The 22,581-nt window shown below is 73.1% G+C and carries 12 protein-coding genes; 11 read left to right on the forward strand and 1 reads right to left on the reverse strand.

What is annotated here, in order from left to right; genetic code table 11:
- Positions 1-312: 312 nt before the first annotated feature.
- From KAK07_RS05985 to KAK07_RS06035, 11 genes are all read left to right on the forward strand, one after another.
- Complete coding sequence (locus KAK07_RS05985; protein ID WP_210859526.1) at positions 313-1,137, forward strand: LuxR C-terminal-related transcriptional regulator; 825 nt, start codon at positions 313-315, stop codon at positions 1,135-1,137.
- A gap of 190 nt (positions 1,138-1,327) precedes the next feature.
- On the forward strand, positions 1,328-2,806 hold the full coding sequence (locus KAK07_RS05990; RefSeq protein ID WP_210859528.1) for a hypothetical protein: 1,479 nt from the start codon (positions 1,328-1,330) through the stop codon (positions 2,804-2,806).
- A gap of 192 nt (positions 2,807-2,998) precedes the next feature.
- Positions 2,999-4,570 (forward strand): ShlB/FhaC/HecB family hemolysin secretion/activation protein, encoded by a 1,572-nt coding sequence (locus KAK07_RS05995; protein ID WP_210859530.1) that lies wholly within the window; start codon positions 2,999-3,001, stop codon positions 4,568-4,570.
- A gap of 9 nt (positions 4,571-4,579) precedes the next feature.
- A complete protein-coding gene (locus KAK07_RS06000; protein WP_210859532.1) occupies positions 4,580-15,022 on the forward strand; it encodes a filamentous hemagglutinin family protein in 10,443 nt (3,480 codons plus the stop codon).
- 32 nt (positions 15,023-15,054) lie between these two features.
- Positions 15,055-16,743, forward strand: coding sequence for a DUF2341 domain-containing protein (locus tag KAK07_RS06005; RefSeq protein ID WP_247664251.1), 1,689 nt, complete (start codon positions 15,055-15,057; stop codon positions 16,741-16,743).
- A gap of 22 nt (positions 16,744-16,765) precedes the next feature.
- Positions 16,766-17,182 (forward strand): ExbD/TolR family protein, encoded by a 417-nt coding sequence (locus KAK07_RS06010; protein ID WP_210859536.1) that lies wholly within the window; start codon positions 16,766-16,768, stop codon positions 17,180-17,182.
- A 24-nt stretch (positions 17,183-17,206) separates the two neighbouring features.
- A complete protein-coding gene (locus tag KAK07_RS06015) occupies positions 17,207-17,614 on the forward strand; it encodes an ExbD/TolR family protein (protein WP_210851061.1) in 408 nt (135 codons plus the stop codon).
- Positions 17,615-17,622: 8 nt separating this feature from the next.
- On the forward strand, positions 17,623-18,339 hold the full coding sequence (locus tag KAK07_RS06020; protein WP_210859538.1) for a hypothetical protein: 717 nt from the start codon (positions 17,623-17,625) through the stop codon (positions 18,337-18,339).
- A gap of 37 nt (positions 18,340-18,376) precedes the next feature.
- Complete coding sequence (locus tag KAK07_RS06025; protein WP_210859540.1) at positions 18,377-20,077, forward strand: putative porin; 1,701 nt, start codon at positions 18,377-18,379, stop codon at positions 20,075-20,077.
- Between the two features lie 2 nt (positions 20,078-20,079).
- Positions 20,080-20,745, forward strand: coding sequence for a hypothetical protein (locus KAK07_RS06030; RefSeq protein ID WP_210859542.1), 666 nt, complete (start codon positions 20,080-20,082; stop codon positions 20,743-20,745).
- A gap of 69 nt (positions 20,746-20,814) precedes the next feature.
- On the forward strand, positions 20,815-21,672 hold the full coding sequence (locus KAK07_RS06035) for a UDP-2,3-diacylglucosamine diphosphatase (protein ID WP_210859544.1): 858 nt from the start codon (positions 20,815-20,817) through the stop codon (positions 21,670-21,672).
- On the opposite strand, the gene asd is transcribed toward KAK07_RS06035, so the two are convergent.
- Positions 21,669-22,541, reverse strand: a complete 873-nt coding sequence (asd, locus tag KAK07_RS06040) for an archaetidylserine decarboxylase (protein ID WP_310740705.1) — start codon at positions 22,539-22,541, stop codon at positions 21,669-21,671. The two genes, KAK07_RS06035 and asd, sit on opposite strands and share 4 nt — an antisense overlap.
- Positions 22,542-22,581 lie beyond the last annotated feature (40 nt).

Raw genomic sequence — 22,581 nt, forward strand, 5'->3', positions numbered from 1 at the left:
GCCCGTCCCGCGCGGGACAGCCCCCCGCCGCGATCGCCCAGACGGGGCGCGAGAGATCGTTGGACTGCTGTCGCGGGAGCCATGGCCCATGGTGTGCCTGTTCCCACCCCGATCATTGCGCTGGGTCAAGGCTGGCGACCCGGGCGGCTGGTGCCCGAGAGCGGCTGAGCGCGCCGAGGGCTGGTTCTACCCTTGCAGACCCTGCGGACGACCTCGCCCGCTGATCATGCGCGCCAGCGGCGTGAGGCACAGCCCAAGGGCGCCCCGCGCTGTCATCGGTCCGTCATCGGCGCTTCATCGCCGGTACCTAGCATGGGCCGTCCTGAACACTGCTCAGGGCGGGTGCCCTGCAGCCGCCCGGCCTTGGCGCCTGTGCTGCTGCAGCAACTGCCTTACGCCGCCTTTGAACGCGACGCGCTGATCCGCACGGCCGAGGTGGCCCTGGGCGTGGGCAACCGCGGCCATCTGTTCACCTGGCTGCAGCTGCACCTGCACCGATTCGTGCCGCACGAGCTGGTGATCTGCCACCTGCCACAGCTGCCCGCCAGCGAGGCGACCACGGTCTTCCACAGCGTGCCGCTGCCACCCCGGCTGCTGGCGCAGCTGGAGCAGTCCAGCCCCCGCTGGCTGGTGCCGCTGCGGCGCGCCTGGGTGGGCGGGCGGCGCCAACCCTGCCTGATCGACCTGGCGGCCCACGCCGAGCTGCGCGAGGCCCCGGCGCTGGCCCAGCTGCGTCAGCAGGGCATTGACCGGCTGCTGGTGCATGGCGTGGACGCCCAGGCCTGCCTGCGATCGGAAAGCCTGTTCGTGTTCTGCACGCGCTCGCGGCAGGACCCGGCCATGACGGCCGGCCTGGCGCTGTGGATGCCCTACCTGCATGCGGCCGCGATGCGGGCGCTGGCCGGCGGCGCGCGAGTGCCGGAGACCAGCGCCACGCCGAGCTCGCCACTGACCGCCCGCGAGACCCAGATCCTGCAGGCCGTCCGCGAGGCCCGCCGCACCGACGAGATCGCCGCCCAGCTCGACATCAGCCCGCTGACGGTGAAGAACCACCTGCGCCGGATCATGGTCAAGCTGGGCGCGCGCAGCCGTCTGCACGCCGTGGCCGAGGCCTTGTCGCGCCAGCTCATTTCGTGACAGTTCGGTGGCGGGCCATGGTCCGCAAGGGTGCCCACCCGGGCCCGACGGCCACGCACCAGTGTCATCACCCCCCTCGATAGTCACGGCAGCGCTGCACCGCACCGCCGCAGCGGCGGCTGCTCGGCCCGGGCACCAGACCCGTGCAGTGCGCGACCCGTCCCTCTCGACACAACCCTGGAGTATGAGCATGAACATCCGTCTGATCGCCCTGGCCGCGCTGGCCGCTGTGGGCACTGCCCACGCCACCTCGCTGTCGCCGGCGCAGATCGATGCCGCCCGTGGCGTCGATCTGAAGGAAGTGCGCATCTACGGCGCCTCGGCCCAGACCCCGGCGCTGGCCGCCTACATGGCCGACATCTGCGGCGCCATGGACACCTACCGCATCGGCACCGACCACGTCGCCTATGCCTGCGTCACCACCAAGGACGCCAAGACCGGCTCGCAAGGCTATGCCGCCGGCACCAAGCTGCTGGTCGTCAAGCGCGACGCCGGCGGCTCCGCCTGGGGCGTGACGCCGGTGGCCGCCGAACTGCCGGAGAAGTCGCTGCTGGTCAACGTCGCCAACTGCGGCACCGGCTACGTGCCGGGCGGCAGCACCGCCTGCCTGAGCACCGCCACCCAGATGGCCGTGCCGCACGCCGGCATCTCCGACGTGGAGCCCGCGCTGCACGTCGCGCCCTTCACCGTCAACAAGGTCAAGGGCGTGTACCTGAACCTGCCCGCCGGTGTCGATGACGGTGGCCTGCCCTGGGCGCCGCCGGTCAAGGTGACGGCGATGGACACGGCCGCGCTGGGTCAGACCGCCTTCGGCGTCGCCGTCAGCCCGGCGCTGTACGCCAAGCTGCAGGCCGCCCAGGGCACGACCGGCGTGCCGACCGTGGGCCGCGCCCAGGTCGCCGCGGTGCTGGCCGGCTATGTGCGCGCTGCCGCGGGCTACGCCGGCTGGTCGGCGCTGACCGGTGATGTGGCCGACGACGCCAAGACCGTGGTGATCTGCCGCCGCACCGCCGGCTCGGGCACCCAGGCCGCGTCCAACGCCTTCTTCCTGGAAGTCGGCGCGCTGACCGACACCGCCACCGGCATGCTGGAGCCGCTGACCACCGCCACCGCGCCGGTCAACGCCTTCGACACCAGCATCCCCGGCGTCTCGGTCTACCACGGCTCGGGCACCGGCAACGTGCTGACCTGCCTGACCACCAACCCGGGCTCGGCCTATGCGCTGGGCGTGGTCACCGGCGAGCGTGACGACAGCGCCACCACCTGGAAGTTTGTGAAGATCGACAACGCCGAAATGACGACGGCCAACATGCGCAAGGGCCTGTACCCCTTCGTCTACACCTCGTCGATGCAGTGGAACAAGGCCGAGAACCTGACCATCGGCCGCGACAAGGCGATGATGGGCTTCCTGGGCCATGTGCGCGCCAACGCCGCCAACGTCAACTTCCTGGCCACCGCCCCGGTGCCGCGCGTGCTGGCCCTGCCCAGCCACTGGTCCAACACCACCGAGTCCTGCGCCAGCGCCACCGGCAACAACGCGCTCTACGGCTCCTGCGTCGAGCGTCTGGACTACGGCTCGGTCTACAACCCGGCCTCCTTCCTGTACGGCCTGGCCGCCAGCAAGAACTACAAGACCAACAGCGCCGCGCCGCTGCGTCAGGTCCGCTGAGGGCACGGGCGGTCGCCCGGCGACCGCCCGCCTGCCGATCGGGCGAGGCCTCGGCCTCGCCCCTTTTTTCGCCCCTGTGTGACGCCCGCATGTCAGCGCGCAGGCACCGGCGTGCCATTCGCGCCCGCGGCCTGTCAACGCACCCCGGCAGCATGCGCCGCCAGACACGCTTTCTCCCAGCCCTTCCCGTCCATGCGGCCTCTCGCCTTCCTCCTGCTGACCGCCCTGCTGCTCGGGCCCGCCGTGGCGGGTGCCGACGAGCCGGCCTTCGACCTCTGGGAGGTCGCGGTCGAGGGCAACACCGTGCTGAGCGTCGAGGCCATCGAGCGCGCGGTGCAGCCCCACCTGGGCCCCGGCCGCTCGATGAAGGACGTCGAGGCGGCCCGCGCGGCGCTGGAGGCGGCCTACCAGCAGGCGGGCTACCTCACGGTGCTGGTTGACATTCCCGAGCAGCGCGTGGACGAAGGCGTGGTGCGGCTGTCGGTGCTGCAGGGCCGGCTGGGCCAGGTCTGGGTGACCGGCTCGCGCTACCACGCGCAAGGCCACATCCGCGCCGCGCTGCCCTCGGCCACCCCGGGCGAGGTGCCCAACTTCACCACGCTGCAGCAGGAGCTGGCCGAGGTCAACCGCAGCGACGCGCGCCGCGTGCAGCCGGTGATCAAGCCCGGCCGCCTGCCCGGCACGGTGGACCTGGACCTGCAGGTCAGCGACCAGCTGCCGCTGTCGGGCTCGATCGAGGTCAACAACCAGCACGCGGCCGGTACCACGCCTTTGCGCCTGAGCGGCACGCTGCGCTACGACAACCTGCTGCAGCGCGACCACAGCCTGTCGCTGACGCTGCAAACCGCGCCCGAGAAGCCCGAGGAATCGCGCGTCGCGGTCCTCAACTACAGCCTCCCCGGTGGCCAGGGCGACCTCTGGGCACTGTCCTTCACCGACTCGAACAGCAACGTCGAGACGCTCGGCGGCACCCAGGCCCTGGGCAAGGGCCGCACGCTGGGCCTGCGCTACCACCACCCGATCGGCCAGGGCGGCTGGAGCGGCACGCTCTCGGCTGGCGCCGACCTCAAGCACCTGCGCGACACCATCTCGGCCAGCAGCAGCGCACTCGAAACCCCGCTGCGCTACCTGCCTTTCCAGCTGGCCTACGCCGGACAGTGGAGCGAGGGCCGCCAGAGCCTGCAGCTGAGCACCCAGCTCACCGTGGCCTGGGGACGGCTGCTGCAGCGCCGGCTGCTGTGCGCCGGCATCGCCTGGCAGGACCAGTTCGACTGCAAGACCCAGGGCGCCAGCGGCAGCTTCGGCGTCTGGCGCATCGACGGCCGCTGGCTGCAGCCAGCCTGGTTCGATGGGCTGTGGTCAGCACGCCTGCTGGCCCAGGTGGCCTCGGGTCCGCTGGTCAGCGCCGAGCAGCTGACGCTGGGCGGCCAGGACAACCTGCGCGGCTACCCGGACAGCGAGGTCGCGGCCGACCATGCGCTGGCCGCCAGCCTGGAGTGGCGCAGCAGCAACCTGGCCGAGGCCATCGGCACCGGCTGGACCGAGGTGCGTCCGCTGGTCTTCGCCGACGCCGCCCGCGGCCTGCTGGCGCAGCCGGGCAGCGGCCAGGCGCCGCGCACCTCGCTGCTCTCGGTCGGACTGGGGTTGCGAATGGCCGGCGCCGGGCTGGAGGCGGCGCTGGACCTGGGCTGGCCGCTGCGCGCCAGCGCCCACGCCGAGCTGCACGACCCCCGTCTCCACCTGCGTGTGCTCACGCGCTACTGACCCGCCGCCATGCCGACGACCCCCGCCCGTCCCCGCCTCGCGGCCCACCGCACGCTGCGCCTGACCCCGCTGGCCGCCGCGCTGGCCCTGGCCGGCCAGGCCGTGCATGCCGCGCCCGCCGCTGCCCAGGTGCCGGTCCCGGCGGCGACCTGGCGCGTCTCGGGCAGCGGTGCCAGCGCGCCGGTGAACCGACCCAACAGCCAGGGCGGCACCACCCAGACGATCCGCCAGGACAGCGCGCGCGCGATCTACCAGTGGGACAGCTTCGACATCGGCGCCACCAGCCAGGTCAGCTTCGACATGGCGGTGCGCGGCGGCAGTGCGCTGAACCGCGTCGTCGGCAGCGCCGCACCGTCGCAGATCTTCGGCCGCCTGAGCGCCACCAACAACGGCCAGATCTTCCTGATCAATCCCAACGGCATCCTCTTCGGCCGCGGTGCGCAGGTCAACACCGGCTCGCTGATCGCCTCGACGTTGAACCTCAGCGACGCCGAGTTCAACAGCGGCTTCGGTCAGAGCATTGCCAACCTGTCCAGCGCGCATTTCCGCTACGACGGGGACCCGGCGGCCTTTGTCGACAGCCGCAACTTCGTGCGCGTCGAGCCCGGCGCCAGCATCACCACCGCCAGCGGCGGTCAGGTCATGCTGTTCGCCAAGCGGGTCGAGAACGCTGGCAAGCTCAGCGCGCCGGACGGTCAGGTGATCCTGGGCGGCGGCGGCAGCGTCAAGCTCAAGCTGCCCAGCCAGGAGGCCGACCTCTACGCGGCCGAGGAGAACGCCAAGCTGCAGGTGCTGCGCGGCTTCCTGGTGGAGATGGGCCGTGGCCCGGGCGGCGAGCACGGCAGCGTGGCCAACCTGGCGGGCGGCCAGATCAGCACGCCGCGCGGCAACACCACGCTGGTCGGTCTGGCGGTCAACCAGTCTGGCCGCATCAGCGCCACCACCAGCGTCGACGCCAACGGCTCGATCATCCTCAAGGCCCAGAGCGGCGCCGACTACAACCCGGTCACGCCCGCCTACCGTGCCACCGAGTCCGGCGCGCTGACGCTGGGGGCCGGCAGCCTGCTGTCGATCACGCCGGATACCGACACCGCCAGCAAGACCGCCTCGGCCAACGCCACGGTGCTGGGCTCGTTTGTCGAACTGGCCGGCCGCTCGGTGGTCTTCGAGCCAGGCAGCCAGTTGATCGCCCCCGGTGCCCAGGTGGTGGCACGCGCCCAGGCCACGCCCACCTACACCCGGCTGGCCGACCGCGCCGACGTGGCCGGCGACCCCGATGCCCGCATCGTGCTGGGCGAGGGCGTGCTGATCGACCTCTCCGGCACCACCACGACCACGCGCAGCGTCGCCGACCTGTTCGTCACCACCGAGCTGCTGGGCAGCAACGACCTGAAGGACGCGCCGGTCCAGAAGGACGGCCTGCTCTACCGCGCCAAGGTGACCATCGACACCCGGCTGGACTCGCCCATCCTGGGCAGCCTGCAGGGCTACCGCGACGCGCTGGGCAAGACCGCCACCGAATGGCTCAGCCGCGGCGGCCACCTGGATCTGCGCGCCGAGGGGGCGGTCATCACCGCCGACAGCTCGCGCATCCGCCTCAGCGGCGGGCAGGTCACCTACACCGCCGCCGCCGTCGCCGCGACCCGGCTGGTGGCCGCCGACGGCCGCCTCTACGACCTGGCCACGGCCCCGAGCGACCTGGTCTACACCGACGCCTTCAACCTGCAGAAGAGCAGCGCGATCCAGTACGACCGCTGGGGCCAGCGCCTGCAGTTCGGCCGCCGCGTCACGGCCGTGGAGGCCGGCTACGTGGCCGGCGCCGATGCCGGCAGCCTCAGCGTCATCGCACCGATCGTGCAGCTGGGCGGCCACCTGGAGGCCCGGGCCAGCCAGGGCGAGCGCCAGCAGGCCGGTCTGGACGCGCTGGCGCAGGCCGGGCGCCTGAGCGTGGGCGCCGCCACCCAGAACGGCGACAGCGTGCTGGCCACGGCCACCGTCGATCAGCTGGCGCAGACCGCGGTGCTGAAGGACTTCCGCATCGGCCCACAGGCCCCGCAGCTGCCCGACGGCCTGGCCACCCAGCCATTGGAAGCGCCGCTGGCCGAGGGCTCGGGCATCAGCACCGAGCGTCTGCTCAACGCCGGCTTCGCGCAGATCGGGGTGCATGCCGATGGCGACGTGCTGCTGGCCCGCAGCAGCGACGAGGCGCTGCGCCTGGCCGACGGCGGCAGCCTGACGCTGGCCTCGATCACCGGCGACGTGCGCGTCGACCAGAGCCTGCGCGGCGCTGCGGCCAGCGTGACGCTGGTCAGCAAGTCGGCGTCCACCCTGGGCGGCCTGAAAACCCAGGGCGGTGTGCAGGTGGCCGACGGCGTGCAGATCGACCTCAGCGGCGCCTGGGTCAATGCCTGGCTGGGTGGCCAGGCGCGCCACACCGCCCACACCAGCGGCGGGCGCTTCAGCGCCAGCGGCATGGGGGTGCAGCTGGGGCAGGGCAGCGGGGTCGACGTGTCGGGCGGCGGTGCGGTATCGCTGGCCGGCGCCGTCACCGGCGCCGCGGCCGGCAGCATCAGCCTCAGCGATGTCACCCGGCCGGAACAGGCCCAGCAGGCCGATGCACCGGGGCTGCAGCTGCAGGGACGTCTGAGCGGCTTCTCGGCCGCCAGCAGCCAGGGCGCCACCACTGGCGGCGGCCAGCTGACGCTGCGCACCAGCCATGTCCGCATCGGCGCCAGCAGCCTGCCCGCCAGTGCCGACACGCTGCTGCTGGGCACCGGCTTCTTCGACGAGGGCGGCTTCGGCAGCTTCAGCATCGACGGCCGGCTCGGCCTGACCCTCAGCGAGGGCAGCGTGCTCGCACCGCAGCGCCGCACCTGGATGGCCACCACCGCGTCGCGCAACCTGCCCGACGGCGCGCCCGCTGCCCAGGCCTTTGTCGAAGGCCGCGCGCCGGGCCTGTGGCGTGGCGGGATGGCGGTGAGCCTGTCCTCGTCCGGCGATGCACAGGCCGAGGCCAGCCAGATCGACAACGGCCGCCTCAGCGTCGGCCAGGGCGCCCGCATCGATGCGGGCGACACCGGCAGCATCCGCCTCAGCGCCTCGCACCTGGTTGATCTGCAGGGCGAGTTGCGGGCCCATGGCGGCAGCGTGACGCTGGCCACCAGCGCCGGCGCCACGCCGGGCAGCACGCCGGGGGTGTGGGTGGGCTCGGACGCGGTGATCGATGTCTCTGGCCGTGCCCGGCTGACCCCGGACCGCAGCGACGGCCTGGTCACCGGCCAGGTCCTGGCCGGCGGCACGATCACCCTCAGCGCCGCCGACCCGGGCGCCTCGTCGGCCGCCGTGGTGGTGCAGCAGGGGGCCCGGCTGGACGCGCGCGGCAGCGCCGCGCCGCTGGACGTGACCGAGCGCAGCAGCGCCGGCACGCGCATCGAGCGGCGCCTCGTGGGCAGCGGCGGCGGCGCCCTCCAGATCATCAGCTCGGGCACCGCGGTGCTCGAAGGCACGGTCGCGCTGCAGGCCGGCGCCGACGGCCTGGCGGGCGGCAGCGTCAGCCTGACCCACGCCCCGGGCGCGGCGGTGGGCCTGAGCGATTCGGCGACGCCGCTGGACGACCGGCACCTGCGCATCGAAGCGGGCGGCACCACGCTGACCACCGGACTGGACGCCGCGCGCCTGAGCGAGCTGGCCGCCACGCTGGGCGCCGACACCCGGCTGTCCGCCGCGCTGCTGCAGGCCAGTGGTGCGGCCGACATCAGCCTGCGCACGCCGGGCGACATCCACCTCGTGGGCGACGTGACGCTGCAGGCCCCGCGCCGGCTCAGCCTGAACAGCCAGGCGCTGGTGGTCGACGAGGGCGCGCAGGCGCGCCTGGCGGCCGCCCAGGTGGCCCTCAGCGGCCCCGAGACCCTGGGCCAGTACGACAGCGCCAACCCGGTCAGCCAGCGCGTGCCCATGAGCGGCGGCACTGGCACGCTGGACGTTCAGGCCGGGGTCGGGCTGGTGATGGCGGGTCAGCTGGTCACGGCCGGCGTGGGCACGCTGGGCCTGCAGGCCGGTGGCGCGATCCAGCTGCGCGACGGCCGGCTCGACACCCAGGCCGATGTCCGGCTGCAGGCCCCCGAAGTGGCCAGCGGCACGGGCACCGCGTTCACGCTGGAGGCCAGTGGCCATCGCCTCGCGATCAGCGGTGGCGACGCACAGGCGTCGGCCACACCGTCCGCGGGCGGCGCGATCACGCTGCGTGCTGCGCAGATCGAGCAGGCCGGCGTGCTGCGCGCCCCGAACGGCCGCCTGACGCTGGAAGCCAGCGAGTCGCTGCACCTGGCCGAGGGCAGCCTGACCTCGGTGTCGTCGACGCCCGGCCAGGTGCTGTATGGCACCTACACCGGTGGGCGCGACCAGTGGCTGGGCCTGGATGGCAGCAGCACGCGGCCCACCGGCAGCACGGTGACCGCGGCGCCCGACAAGCAGATCACGCTGGCGGCGCCCACGCTGCAGACCGCGGCAGGCTCCCGCATCGAGGCCGAGGGCGCCGGCACACTGGTGGCGTCGGAATTCGTGGCCGGCCGCGGCGGCAGCAGCAACGTCCTGGCCGGCGGTGACGGCGCGTTTGCGCTGCTGCCCTCGCTCGGCGCCGGCCAGGCGCCCTATGCCTGGCGCCTGAAGGACAGCGCGGCGGTCAGCGGCCGCCAGATCGTCATCCGCCACAGCGTCACGCTGGGCGACGGCACGGTGCTGCAGGCCGGCACCTACACCTTGCTGCCCGCGGCCTACGCAGTGCTGGACGGCGCCTTCCTGCTGCGACCGGCGAGCGGCACCACCACCTTGGCCGAGGGCAGCACGCTGGCCCGCACCGACGGCTCGGTCACCGTGGCCGCCCGCCTGGTCGACGCCGGCACCGGCTTCGGTGACGCCCAGCCCAGTGCCTGGCAGTTGATGAGCCGCGACACCGCGCTGCGCTACAGCGAGCTGCGCCGCACCGACCTGAGCGACGTGCTGCGCAGCCGCGCCAGCCAGCAGCAGCAGGCGGTGGGCCTGCTCGCCCACGACGGCGGCGCGGTGAGCCTGGAGGCTCGCCAGCTGAGCCTGCAGGGCCGCATGGCGCTGGGGGGCAGCGAGGCGCTGAAGGGGCGTGACGGCACGCTGGGCATCGCCGGCCGATCGATCCAGATCGACGCCCAGGCGCCGGCCGGGGACACGGACGACGGCGTGCTGCACATCGCCGCCGCGTCGCTGAACCAGGTCGACGGCGGTGCCGTCGTGCTGGGCGGCGTGCGGGTGACCGCGGCGGATGGCACAGCGCAAATCCGCACCGTGGCCGACCAGGTGGTGTTCGCCCAGGGCGCGTCGGCGCCGATCACCGCAGCCGACGTGCTGGCCACGGCCCGCCGGGAACTCCGTGTGGCCGCGGATGCCCGCTTCGCACCCCAGCCCGGCGACGGCACCCCCGCTCAGCCGCTTACGCTGGAGGGCAGCGGCGCGGCGATGCGCGTGGCGGCATCGAGCGGCGCGACGCTGGACCGCAGCGACGCCACGCCGGATGACGCGGCGCTGCGCATTGGCGCCGGCGTGTCGCTGGGCCGCAGCGGCGGCAGTGTCGCGCTGGACAGCACCGGGGTGGCGCAGGTCGATCCCACGGCCGTGCTGCGCGCTGGCGATCTGCTGCTGGCGGCGCGCGAGGTGGAGCTGGCCAGCCCGACCGGCAACCGCTCGCGCCTGGCCCTGACCGAGGCCCAGACCCAGGCGCTGACGGCCGCCGAGCACCTCACGCTGCGCGCCTACGAACGCCTGTACCTGCACACCGGCAGCACGCTGGGCGGCGAGGACGCCGGCACGATCGCGATCGACACCCCCAGCCTGCGCGTGCTGGGCACCGATGGCACCGCCACGGTCCAGGCGCGCGCGCTGCAACTGAGCAACCACAGCGGGCCGCGCAGCGCCGCCTTCGGCCTGCAGGACACGGCCCTGCAGCTGCAGGCGCGCGAGACGATCTCGCTGGGCGAGGGCAGCCTCAGCATCGCCGGCGCCACCCAGGTGGGGTTGCAGGCCGGCCAGGCCATCAGCCTGGATGGCACCGGCCGCCTGCAGGTGGCCGACGCGCTGCAGCTGAGCGCCCCGGTGATCACCAGCCACGCGGCCGGCTCGCAGTACGCGATCGTGGCCGGCGGCGCGCTGCAGGTGGACGCTGCACCGCCGGCGGCAGGCACCGACGCCGCTGCGCTGGGCAGCGCGCTCAGCCTGCAGGCCGCGAGCGCGCTGATCGACGGCGTGATCCGCCTGCCCTCGGGACGCATCGAGGTGCAGACCGAGCGGCCGCTGGTGGTGGGCGCACAGGCCCGGCTGGACGCTGCCGGGCGCCTGGTCGAGCTGGGCACGCAGCCGGTCAGCACCGCTGGCGGCCAGATCGCGCTGTCCAGTGGCAATGGCAACCTGCGGCTGCTGGCGGGTTCGGTGCTGGACGTCTCGGCCGGCGGCGGCCAGGGGGCCGGGGGCCAGATCAGCCTGCAGGCGGTGAAGGGGCGCATCACCACCGCGGGACAGCTGCGCGGCCAGGCTGGCTCGGCCGAGACCGGTGCCGCACTGACCCTGGACGCCGCCAGCCTGGACACCGCGGGCCTGGACGCCGCAGTCGCTGCCGGGCACTTCACCGCCGAGATGGACCTGCGCCAGCGCGAGGGCGACCTGACGCTGGCCGCCGGCACCACGCTGAGCGCCCGCGCGATCACCCTCAGCGCCGACCAGGGCGCGCTGCAGGTGGCCGGTACGCTGGACGCGCGCGGCGCCGACGGCGGCCGCATCCGGCTGTCGGCCGCGCAGGATGTGAACGTGGCCGACGGCGCCCGCCTGCTGGCCCAGGCCACGGCCAGCGACGGCCAGGGTGGCCGCGTGGCGCTGTCGACACTGGACGGCCGCATCGGCCTGGACGCCGGCAGCCTGGTGGCCGTGGCCGCTGGCAGCGCCGGCCAGCCGGGCCAGTCCGGCGGCCGGCTGGAGCTGCGCGCGCGCCAGCAGGGCCATGACCTGGCGATCGATCCGCTGCTCGGCCAGATCGACGGCGCCTCACGCATCGACGTGCAGGCGGTGAAGGTCTATGACGCGGTGGACCGCATCGTCGCCGGCGCGATCCAGAGCGGCGGCGCGCTGGGCACCGCGACCATCGCGGCCGACGCGGCCGGGTTCCTGGGCAGCCAGGGCGAACATGCGCAGGCCATCGCCCAGCGCCTGGCCGGCGCCCGCCCGGCCGCGGACCTGGCGGCGCTGCGTGTGCATGCCGAGGCCGAGGTCCGCGCGCCGGGCCGCCTGGAGGTGGACCCCGGCGCCGACTGGGTGCTGCCGGCTGACGCCGCGCGCATCGCCGCGGGCGGCGGCGACGCCCGCCATGTCGGCGACACCTCGCTGACGCTGCGCGCCACCGGCAGCATCAACCTGCGCTGGGGCATCACCAGCGGGCTGGACCCGACCAGCGGCGCCGCCACCAGCGACCGCGCCGGCAACCTGACCCTGACCGCCGGCGCCGACCTGCAGGCCGCGTCGGCGCGGCAGCTGCGCCGCACCGCCAGCCCGGACGCCGCCAACCTGAACTTCAAGAGCCAGCAGGCCGGCCGGTTGAACTACACCGGCAGCAGCACCGGCGATGTCACGCTGTCGGCCGCCGGCAACCTGGCGATGGATGTGAAGAACACCATCGTGCTCAGCACCGGGGCGCCGCGCAGTGAGGCGGCGCAGGCGGTGAAGTACCAGGCGCAGCGCTTCTTCGGCGACCAGGCACTGCAGACCGATGGCGGCGATGTGCGCCTGCAGGCGGGCAGCTCGATCCAGGGCGATGACACCGACAACGAGCGCGGTGGTGATGACGCCGGCGTGGTCGACCTGCTGTTCGGCGGCCAGCTCCTGGGCGGTGGCAACGGCAGCCTGGTCTGGGGCGGCTCGGCGGCCCAGGCGCTGGGCTTCTCCTACGTGGGCAGCTTCGGCGGCGGTCAGGTGGACCTGCGCGCCGGGCGCCACATCATCGACATGGTGGCGGTCGCACCGTCCAGCGGCTACCACCTGTCGGCGGCCGATGGCGGCAGCGGGCAGACGGTGCACTACGGCGGCGGTTCGCTGTCGGTGCGTGCCGGCGGCGACGTCGTCAGCGGTGCGTTCGAGGCCGGCGGGCGCCAGCTGCAGGTGGCAGCTGGCGGCAGCGTGATCGGCCAGCGCCGTGACCCTGGCGGCGTGGGCGCCACGCGGCTGTACTACGAGGATAACCGGGTGCAGGTGGACGCCCGCGGGCAGCTGGCGATCGGCGAGATCTCCGACGCCTACAGCGAGGCCTCCAACCCGATCCAGCTGCTCAACCGCCATGCCAGCGCGCGCCTGACGGCGACCGCCGGCGATGCGTCGCTGGGCGGCGGCATCGCCGCGGGCGACCCATCCACCGGCTCGCTGCTGCCCGACGACACCCGCCTGGCCGCGGCCAGCGGCGACCTGCGCGTGGGCGACGCCGAGCAGCGCCCGATCGACGACGGCCGCCTGGCCCTGCTGGCCGCAGGTGACCTGCAGCTCAGCTCGCGCCTGGATGTCTACGCCACGCGGCGCGGCCAGGACGCGCCGCTGTGGCTGGACTCGCGCGAGGTCCTGGGCTTCAACCCCAAGAACGATGCCGGCCTTCGCCTGGACCAGAGCCAGCGCACGCCGGTGGAGATGGTGGCGCGCGATGGCGATGTGCGCATCAGCGCCCCGATCGATTCGGCCCGCGCACTGCACATCGAGGCCGGCCGCGACATCCTCGTGCAGGAGGCCGTGCAGACGCAGTTGCAGCCCGACGCCGCCAGCGGCGCGCAGAGCGATCTGGTGCTGCTGAAGGCCGGCCGCGACATCGTCTTCAGTGGCGGCTATGGCTGGATGCGCGTGGGCGGCAGCGGCCAGGTGCTGCTGCTGGCCGGCCGCGACATCGACCTGGGCAGCGCCAGTGCGCTCAACAGCTCGGGCCTGATGGCCATCGGCAACCAGGACAACCCGCTGCTGGCCAGCGGCTCGGCCCAGCTGACGCTGGTGGCCGGTCTGTCCTCGGATGGGCTGGACTACCGACAGGCGGTGCAGCAGGGCTTTGCCGCCGTGGGCAGCACGGCCCTGGCGGCGCGCGCCGGGGACCTCTACGCCTTCCTCAGCGACGCCACGGTCAGCGCCTTGGGCAGTGCCCGCGCCCGGACCTGGTCGCAGTCCAGCAGCGAGCAGCAACTGGCGCTGGCACGCGCGCTGCTGGGCGAGGCCCCCTACCAGCAGGCGCTGGCGCGCTATGTGCGCCACATCGGTGTGGACACCGCCACGCTCACCGACGCGCAGGCCCTGGCGGCCTTCGAGCGGCTCACGCCAGCCCAGCGCGACGCCGCGCCAGCCCAGCTGCTGGCCGCCCGCATGGCGCAGCTCGACACGCAGCGCCGCAGCCAGCTGATCACGCTGATCGCCGCCGCCGACACGCCGCGCTATGCCCAGGGCCTGCAGGCCTGGATGCAGCTGCGCACCGGCGCCACGCTGGACCTGGCGCAGGCGCTGACCGCCTTCGAGGCGCTGCCGCTGGCGCAGCAGGTCGGCTGGATCAACCAGGTGCTGGTCGAGGAGGTGCGCAGCGCCGGCCGCAGCGCAGCCCAGGCCAGCGGCTACGCCCAGCAGGCGGCCTACCTGCGCGGCAGCCTGGCGATCGATGCGGTCTTCGCCGGCGAGCATGTCGGTGGCGACCTGGCGCTGCCCGCCACGCAGATCAAGACCCTCCAGGACAGCGGCCAGCGGCTGGTGGCCGCCACTGGCCAGCGCGCCGCGATCGACCTGCCGGGCATCACCCTGATGACCCCGGCCGGCGGCGTCAACGCCGGCGAGACCGGCAGCGTCGCGCAGTCGGCCAACAACCTGGGCGTGGTCACCGTGGCCGGCGGCGGCATCGCCGCGATCAGCCGCGACGACTTCCTGGTCAACCAGTCGCGCGTCTTCACGCTCGACTCCGGCGACCTGCTGATCTGGTCGACGCGCGGCGACATTGACGCCGGTCGGGGCGCCAAGACGGTGTCGGCGGTGCCGCCGCCGGTGGTGCGCCTGGACGCCGCCACCGGCCGGCTCTACCTGGACACCTCGGGCTCCTACGCCGGCAGCGGCATCGCCGTGGGCGGCACCGGCAGCACGCTGGACCTCTACGCGCCCAGCGGCGCGATCGACGCCGGCGAGGCCGGCATCAAGGCCAGCGGCAACGTCTTCCTGGGTGCCACCACGGTGCGCGGCGCCGACAACATCCAGGTCGGCGGCCAGGCCGCTGGCGTGTCGCTCTCGACGGCGCCGGTCAGCCTGCCGGCCAGCACCGCCGCCAACGCCACCGATGCCGCACGCGCCACCAGCGGCGAGGACGACGACGAGCGGCGCAAGCGCCGCGCCCGGCGTCGCCAGATGCTGCTCGACTTCCTCGGCTTCGGCCGCGGCTGAACCTCCTTCACGAACCTGCCATGTCCGCCACCATGAACCGACGCCTGCTGCTTGCCCTGGGCCTGTGCGCTGCGCTGCTGTCCCCCACCGCCCATGCCTGGTGGAACGAGGCCTGGAGCCAGCGCGCCCGGGTCGTCATCGACACCACCGAGAAGGGCCAGCCACTGCCGACCGCGGTCAGCGACGCCGTGCTGCCGCTGCGCCTGCACAGCGGCAACTTCGACTTCGCCAGCGCGGCCCCCGACGGTGCCGACCTGCGCGTGATCGGCGCCGACGACAAGACGCCGCTGCCCTTCGCGATCGAGCGTTTCGACGCGGTCAATGAACTGGCCCTGCTGTGGGTGCGCGTGCCCATGGTGGCCCAGGGCAGCGACAAGAATGTCCTGCACGTCTATGCCGGCAACGCCAAGGCCACGGCCGAGCCGTCCGCCGCGGTGTTCACCGACGCCTACGCCGCGGTGCTGCACTTCAGCGAGACCGAGGGCCCGGCGCGCGATGCCGCGCATCAGCAGGCCAGCACCGACCCCGTCGGGCGCGAGCCCAACGGCCTGCTCTCCGGTGCGCTGCGCACCGATGCCCGGGGCCTGACGCTGCCGCTGGCCGGCCGGCTCAGGCTGAGCGCGGGCGGCGGCGTGACCGTCTCGATGTGGGTGCGCCCCGACCCCGGTGCCGGCCCGGCCACGCTGCTGGCGCTGGGCCCGCTGAGCCTGGTGCGTGCGGTCGACGAGGTCGAGGCGCGCCTGGACGGCAAGGTCCTCAGCACCGCAGCGCTGCCGGCCAGCGCCTGGACCCACGTCGCCCTGAGCGTGGGCGGCGGCCAGGCCACGCTGTTCGTCAACGGCAAGCCGGGCGCCCGGGCCGATGTGCTGCTGCCCGAGTCCACGCCCGACCTGGTGCTGGGCCGCGGCCTGCAGGGCCAGATCGACGAGCTGCAACTGCTGGGCGCTGCACGCGACGAGGGCTGGGTGCGGTTGGTGGCCGCCTCGCAGGGCCCGGACAGCGGCCTGGTCAAGGTCTTCAAGGAAACGCCCGACGGCGCCGCGGGCGAGGGCGAGAGCCACAGCTACTTCGGCATCCTGTTCAAGAACCTGACCACCGACGCCTGGGTGGTGATCATCATCCTGGCGGTGATGTTCGCCGTCGCAGCCTGGGTGATGGTGACCAAGACCCTGCAGGTGCGCCGAACGGCCAGCGCCAACGACCGATTCATCGAGCGCTTCCGCCAGGCCGGCGCGCAGGAGACCGTGGCGGCCGACACCGCCTGGGGCGCGTCCTCGCTGTGGCGCCTCTACGAGGTGGGCACGCGCGAAGTCGACAAGCGCCGCGCCGCCGGCGTGGGCCAGCTCAGCGGCGCCAACCTGGACGCCATCAAGGCCACGCTGGATGCCACGCTGGTGCGCGAGAACCATGCGCTCAACGCCCGCATGGTGCTGCTGACGATCGCCATCTCCGGCGGGCCTTTCCTCGGGCTGCTGGGCACGGTGGTGGGCGTGATGATCACCTTCGCCGCGATCGCCGCGGCCGGCGACGTCAATGTCAACGCCATCGCCCCCGGCATCGCCGCCGCGCTGCTGGCCACGGTGGCCGGCCTGGGCGTCGCGATCCCCGCGCTGTTCGGCTACAACTGGCTGGCGGCCCAGGTGAAGAACCTGTCGGCCGACATGCAGATCTTCGTCGACGAGTTCGTCACCCGCGCCGCCGAGGCGCACGGCGCGCCCTGAGGCCCGGGCGGAGCAGCGCGCCATGGCCGCCGACGTCCGCGCCGACAACGCGCCCTACGACGACATCAACATCACGCCGATGCTGGACCTGGCGTATGTGCTGCTGGTCACCTTCATCATCCTGACCACCGCGTCGGTGCAGGGCGTCAAGGTCAACGCGCCGCGCACCCAGGCCGCCAGCTCGCTGGCCAAGCCGCAGACCCGCGCGATCACCATCACCCAGGACGGCGCGCTGTTCCTGGATGCCTACCCGGTCAGCCTGGACGAGCTGTCGCAGCGGCTGGCGGCGCTGAAGTCCGGCAACCCGGCGTTGCCGGTGGTGCTCAAGGCCGACGCCCGCACCCAGTACCGCAAGGTGACCGAGGTGCTGGAGGTGGCCAAAAGGCTCGACATCACCGAGGTCGGACTGGTCACCCAGCGGCAGCCCGCCGAACCCTGACAACGAAAGCCCACGGAGCCCGCCATGGCCGCCCAGGTCAGTACCGAGACCAAGCCTTACGACACCATCAACGTCACGCCGATGCTGGACCTGGCCTATGTGCTGCTGGTGGTCTTCATCCTGATGACCACCGCCTCGGTGCAGGGCCTGACGATCACCCTGCCCAAGCCGTCGAACAAGCCGGCCACCGAGAAGCATGAGCTGGTGATCGTGCAGGTCGCTGCCAACGGCCAGTTGCTGGTCAATGGCGCCGCGCTGTCGCTGCCCGAGGTCGAGCGCCAGCTGGTGCAGGCCCGGTCGCGCGACCCGAAGATGAGCGTGGCGATCAAGGGTGACGCGACGGCCGCCTACGAACAGGTGGTGCAGGTGATCGACCTGTGCAACCGCCTGGCGATCGACATGGGCCTGGTCACCGCCCGCATTGGCACCTGAGCCGCGCGATGACCGCCATGATCCCCACCCCGACCCCGGCGCGCTCCGGCCTGTGGCGTGTCGGTGCCGCGCTGCTGGCACTGCTGCTGCTGGTGCTGGCCGTGCTGGGCGTGCGCCGGCTGATCAGCGAACCGCAGCGGCCCGCGCGGCAGGTGGCCCGCATCGCCATCCTGCCCGATACGCCACCGCCACCGCCACCGCCCCCCAAGGAGCGCAAGGAAGAGCCGCCCAAGCCCGACCGACCCCAGGCACCGGTGCCCGACAACCTGGTCAAGCCACCGCCGCCCTCGGCCACCGAGCCGCTGAAGATGGAAGGCGCCGCCGGCAACGGCCCCAGCGCGTTCGCCGCGGGCAGCGTCAGCCAGGACTACAAGGGCGGCGCGCCGACGATCGGCAGCGCCGCCTCGGGCTCCGGTGGCCGTGGTCTGGACCGTGCCCAGGAACGGCTCTACGCCGGCAGCGTGCGCCAGGCGCTGCGCGACGAGCTGGAGCGCCAGCTGCAGGCCGACGCGGGCGAGCTGAGCGCGGCCTTTGCCTTGTGGATCGGCGACGACGGCCGCATCAGCCGCTGGAGCGTCGACGGCGCCGAAGGCCGGCTCGATGCCGCCGGTGAGGCGGCCCTGCGCCTGGCGCTGGAGCGCAGCGCCGAGCGCCTGCAGCTGCCCGCGCCCGCCGGCATTACCCAGCCGCTGCGCTTTCGCCTGACCGTGCGCGCCGGCGCCTGAATTCCCCCATCGACACCGCTTTCCGGAGATGCCCGAGATGACCCCGCCCACGTTCCGCCGCCTGCCCCTGGTCAGCGCCCTGGCCTTGGCCCTGGCCGCTGCCGCGGCGCCGGCCCAGACCCCCGCCGACCCGGCCACCGAGCGCGCCGCGCTGCAGGAGCTGCGCTCGACCACCCTGGCCCTGATCGACCTGCTGGTCGAGCAAGGCCTGCTCAGCCGCGCCAAGGCGGACGAGCTGCTCAGCAAGGCACGCCCGGCCGCCGCCGTGCCGGCCTGGGGCGCGCCGCCCGCCAAGACGCCCAAGGTGGTGCGCGTGCCCTACCTGCCCGAGACCGCGCGGGCGCAGATGAAGGAGGAGATCAAGAACGAGATCCTCGGCACCGCGCGCGATGAAGGCTGGACCGACGGCCGGCGTCTGCCCGGCTGGCTGAAGAACGTGGCCATCGACGGCGATCTGCGGGTGCGCGGCCAGGCCGAGCTGTTCGACAGCGCCAACATCGGTGCCGAGTCCTTCACCGTGCAAAGTCTGCTGCAGGACTCGCCGGCCTGGGCGCCGGACCTGACCAACACCCAGTACAACCGCGGCCGCCTGACCGCGCGCGCGCGCCTGGGCGCCACCGTCAAGGCCAGCGACTCGGTCACAGCCCAGGTGCGCGTGGCCACCGGCTCGACCACCGGCAGCCCCAGTTCCGAAAGCGTCACCCTGGGCAATTACGGCAACCGCTGGAGCATCGGCATCGACCGCGGCTGGATCAAGTGGGAGCCGCGCCAGGGCTGGTCGCTGCAGGCCGGGCGCATGGGCGTGCCCTTTGACCACAGCGACCTGATCTGGCCGGCGGACCTGGGGCTGGACGGTGTGGCCGGCAAGGGCGAGATCGACCTCGCCAGCGGCCTGTACGGCTTCGCGGTGGCCGGCGCCTTCCCGCTGGAGGAGTTCGCCAACAACCGCAACGACAAATGGCTCTACGGCGGCCAGATCGGCCTGGACTGGGCACCCAATGGCCAGTGGCAGCTGCGCGGCTCGATCGGGCTGTACGACTTCCAGAACGTCGAGGGCACGGTCGCCTCGTCGCTGCCCCCCGTCAACCAGCGCGCCGGCACCACGCCCTATCTGCAGAGCCAATACCCGGCGGCGGTGCGGCAGAAGGGCAACACGCTGATCAACCTGAACCACCCGACCTGCATCACCACGCCCAGCACGCCCGGCTGCGCCAGCAGCGCCACCTGGGGCCTGGCTTCGCGCTTCCGGCCGGTGGACCTGCGCCTGGGCGTGGTGGCCAGGCACTTCCGCCCCTACGAGCTGAGCCTGGACCTGGACGTCGTGAAGAACACCGGCTTCGACACCGCCGACATCTCGCGCCGTGCCGGCGAGGACCTCTCCGCGCTGAAGGCCAAGACCCTGGGCTACCAGGTGCGCCTGGGCCTGGGCATGCCGCGCCTGCGCGAGCCGGGTGACTGGCAGGCCCACCTGGCCTGGCGACACTTCGAGCGCGACGCCTGGATCGACGCCTTCACCGACACCGCCTGGCACGGCGGCGGCACCAACTACAGGGGCTTCAGCCTCGGCGGCGAATACGCCTTCGACCACCAGACCACGCTGGGCCTGCGCTTCATCAGCACGCGCAACCTGGACGACAAGGTCCGCTACACCGACAGCAGCGGCCAGGTCAGCGGCAACATGAGCAGCGCCACGCTGCGCATCGACACCCTCCAGATCGAGACCAACGTCCGCTTCTGACCATGACACCGAACCGCTCCCTGGCCGCCGTGCGGCGCCTGCTCATCGTGGCGCTGGCCACCACCTGCCTGGGCGCGCTGGCCCAGGACGACAAGCGCAGCGCCGCGCTGCGCGAGGCCGCGCGCCGGGCCCAGGCCGCCGCCCAAGCCGCGCAGCAGGAAGCCGCGCAACTGCGCAGCGAGCGCGATGCGCTGGCGCGTGCCGACCAGACCCGGCAGACCGAGCTGGACCAGCGCCGCACCGCACAGCGCACCGCGGCCGGCCAGCTTGCCGCCGCCCGCCAGGCCCTGGCGCAGGCCCAGGCCGAGCGCGACCGCCTGAACGCCGACCACGACCGCACGCGTGGTGAGCGCGACGAGATCGCCCAACGCCTGCAGCGCCAGCAGGCCGAGACCGAGCGCCTGCAGTCCGAGCTGGCCGAGCAGCGCCGCCTGACGCAGACGTTAAGCGCCCTGCTGCAGCGAAGCACCCAGTCGCTCGCCGCGGCCGAGAGCGCGAACCGCCAGCTGCAGACCCTGGGCCTGCAGGCGGTGGACGCCTACCAGCACGCCACGCCCGAGGCGATGCGCGCCCGCGACGAGCCCTTCCTGGGCCTGGCCGCCGTTCGGCTGGGCAACGAGGCGGAGCTGCTGCGGCGCGAGATGGGCGCGCTGAAGCTGGTGCCCTGACGGCGCTGACGCGGCGCCGACGCGCGGCCTTCACGGCGGCGTCATCACGCGGGTCCAGCATGCAGGGTCATGTCTGCCCACGCTGTTGCTGATGCTGCGCCCGCGTGCCTGCGGGTGCGCACCGTCTGGATCTCCGATGTCCACCTGGGCACACCGGGCTGCCAGGCCCAGGCGCTGCTGGACTTCCTGCGCGATGTCGACTGCGAGACGCTGTACCTGGTCGGCGACATCATCGACGGCTGGCAGTTGCGCCGCAGCTGGTACTGGCCGCAGGCCCACAACGACGTGGTGCAGAAGATCCTGCGCAAGGCGCGCAAGGGCACGCGGGTGGTGTTCGTGCCCGGCAACCACGACGAGTTCGCGCGCCGCTACGTGGAGCACAACTTCGGCGGGGTCGAGGTGGTCGACGACTGCCTGCACCAGACCGCCGACGGCCGCACGCTGTGGATCACCCACGGCGACCTGTTTGATGGCGTGATCCAGTGCGCCAAGTGGCTGGCCTATGTGGGCGACGTGGCCTACGAGATGACGCTGAAGGTGAACCGCTGGTTCAACCGCGCCCGCGCCCGTGTCGGCCTGCCGTACTGGAGCCTGAGTCGCTACCTGAAGCTCAAGGTGAAGCGGGCGGTGAGCTATGTCAACGACTTCGAGGTCGCGGTGGCGCATGAAGCGAAGCGGCGGGGCGCCGACGGCGTGGTCTGCGGCCACATCCACCATGCCGAGATGCGCCAGGTCGACGGCGTGCTGTACTGCAACGACGGCGACTGGGTCGAGAGCCTGACCGCGCTGGTCGAGCACACCGACGGTCGGCTCGAGATCATCGACCGCAGCACCGCCGCGCTGCCGCCGATCAGCACGCTGGCACGCCCGTCCGCCCCGTCGGTGGTGGCTGGCGAGCCGGCGACGGCGCCGGTGCTGCGCCGCTAAGCGCCTGTCGGCAGGCGCATCAGCGGCTCGCCGGCCCGCAGCCGCCGCCCCGGCGCGATGCCCCTGGCCAGCGCGAAGCCGGGGGGCACGAAGACCAGGATCGTCGAGCCATGCTCGAACCAGCCCATCTCCTGGCCCTTGGTGAGCGGCGCCTGGCAGGGCATCTCGTTCGGGCCGGGCCAGCGCAGGTGCAGCAGCACGTCCAGGAAGTGCAGCCGGATGCTGGCCACCAGCACCGCGGCCACGGGCACCAGGGCGATCGGGTGGCCGCCCTGGGTCAGGCGGCCGCGGATGACCGCGCGCTCGTTGCGGCAGAACAGGCGCTCCACCCGCGCCAGCGCGATCGGATTGACGTTCCAGGTGTCTCCGCTCAGGTAGGTCACCTGCTCGACCGTCAGGTCGTGCGGTGCATGGAAGCGGTGGTACATCGCCGAGGTCAGCCGCAGCGTGACCCAGGTGCCGCCCTCGAACACCGCGCTGTCCTGGGTGGGGCCGAAGAGTTCGCGCATCGAATAGGGGAAGCCCTTGGCCTGGTACACCTGATCGGCCCGGGCCACGCCGCAGGCGCCGACGATCGCGTCGCAGGGACTGGCCAGCACGCGCGGGTCGGGGTCCACCGGACGGGCGCCGGGGCGCAGCTCGCGGGTGAAACAGGCCTGCAGGCTGTCGAAGCGCTGCTGCCGCGCATCGGACAGGTCCAGATCGGTGAACAGCCGCCACAGCGCGATGCTGACCCGGGTCAGCCAGGGGCTGCGGATCCGGCTGAAGCGGCCCATCGCCCGCGTCAACGCGATGCGCGGAATGCGGTTGGTCAGCAGGAAGTTCAGGTCTTCCTGCTGCCACAGGCGGCGGAAGGCGCTGTGCTTCACAGCGGTGTCAAGCGCGGCGGGTATATCCGGGGGTGTCGTT

Origin of the sequence: Ideonella alba, assembly GCF_018069875.1 — a bacterium.
Lineage (GTDB): Bacteria > Pseudomonadota > Gammaproteobacteria > Burkholderiales > Burkholderiaceae_C > Ideonella > Ideonella alba.

Excerpts from the sequence above, each read along its gene's own strand:
- KAK07_RS05985 (WP_210859526.1), top strand. The coding sequence starts at position 313 with ATGGGCCGTCCTGAACACTGCTCAGGGCGGGTGCCCTGCAGCCGCCCG.
- KAK07_RS06010 (WP_210859536.1), top strand. The coding sequence starts at position 16,766 with ATGGCCGCCGACGTCCGCGCCGACAACGCGCCCTACGACGACATCAAC.
- KAK07_RS05995 (WP_210859530.1), top strand. The coding sequence starts at position 2,999 with ATGCGGCCTCTCGCCTTCCTCCTGCTGACCGCCCTGCTGCTCGGGCCC.
- KAK07_RS06025 (WP_210859540.1), top strand. The coding sequence starts at position 18,377 with ATGACCCCGCCCACGTTCCGCCGCCTGCCCCTGGTCAGCGCCCTGGCC.
- KAK07_RS05990 (WP_210859528.1), top strand. The coding sequence starts at position 1,328 with ATGAACATCCGTCTGATCGCCCTGGCCGCGCTGGCCGCTGTGGGCACT.
- KAK07_RS06035 (WP_210859544.1), top strand. The coding sequence starts at position 20,815 with ATGTCTGCCCACGCTGTTGCTGATGCTGCGCCCGCGTGCCTGCGGGTG.
- KAK07_RS06015 (WP_210851061.1), top strand. The coding sequence starts at position 17,207 with ATGGCCGCCCAGGTCAGTACCGAGACCAAGCCTTACGACACCATCAAC.
- KAK07_RS06020 (WP_210859538.1), top strand. The coding sequence starts at position 17,623 with ATGACCGCCATGATCCCCACCCCGACCCCGGCGCGCTCCGGCCTGTGG.
- KAK07_RS06030 (WP_210859542.1), top strand. The coding sequence starts at position 20,080 with ATGACACCGAACCGCTCCCTGGCCGCCGTGCGGCGCCTGCTCATCGTG.
- KAK07_RS06000 (WP_210859532.1), top strand. The coding sequence starts at position 4,580 with ATGCCGACGACCCCCGCCCGTCCCCGCCTCGCGGCCCACCGCACGCTG.
- KAK07_RS06005 (WP_247664251.1), top strand. The coding sequence starts at position 15,055 with ATGAACCGACGCCTGCTGCTTGCCCTGGGCCTGTGCGCTGCGCTGCTG.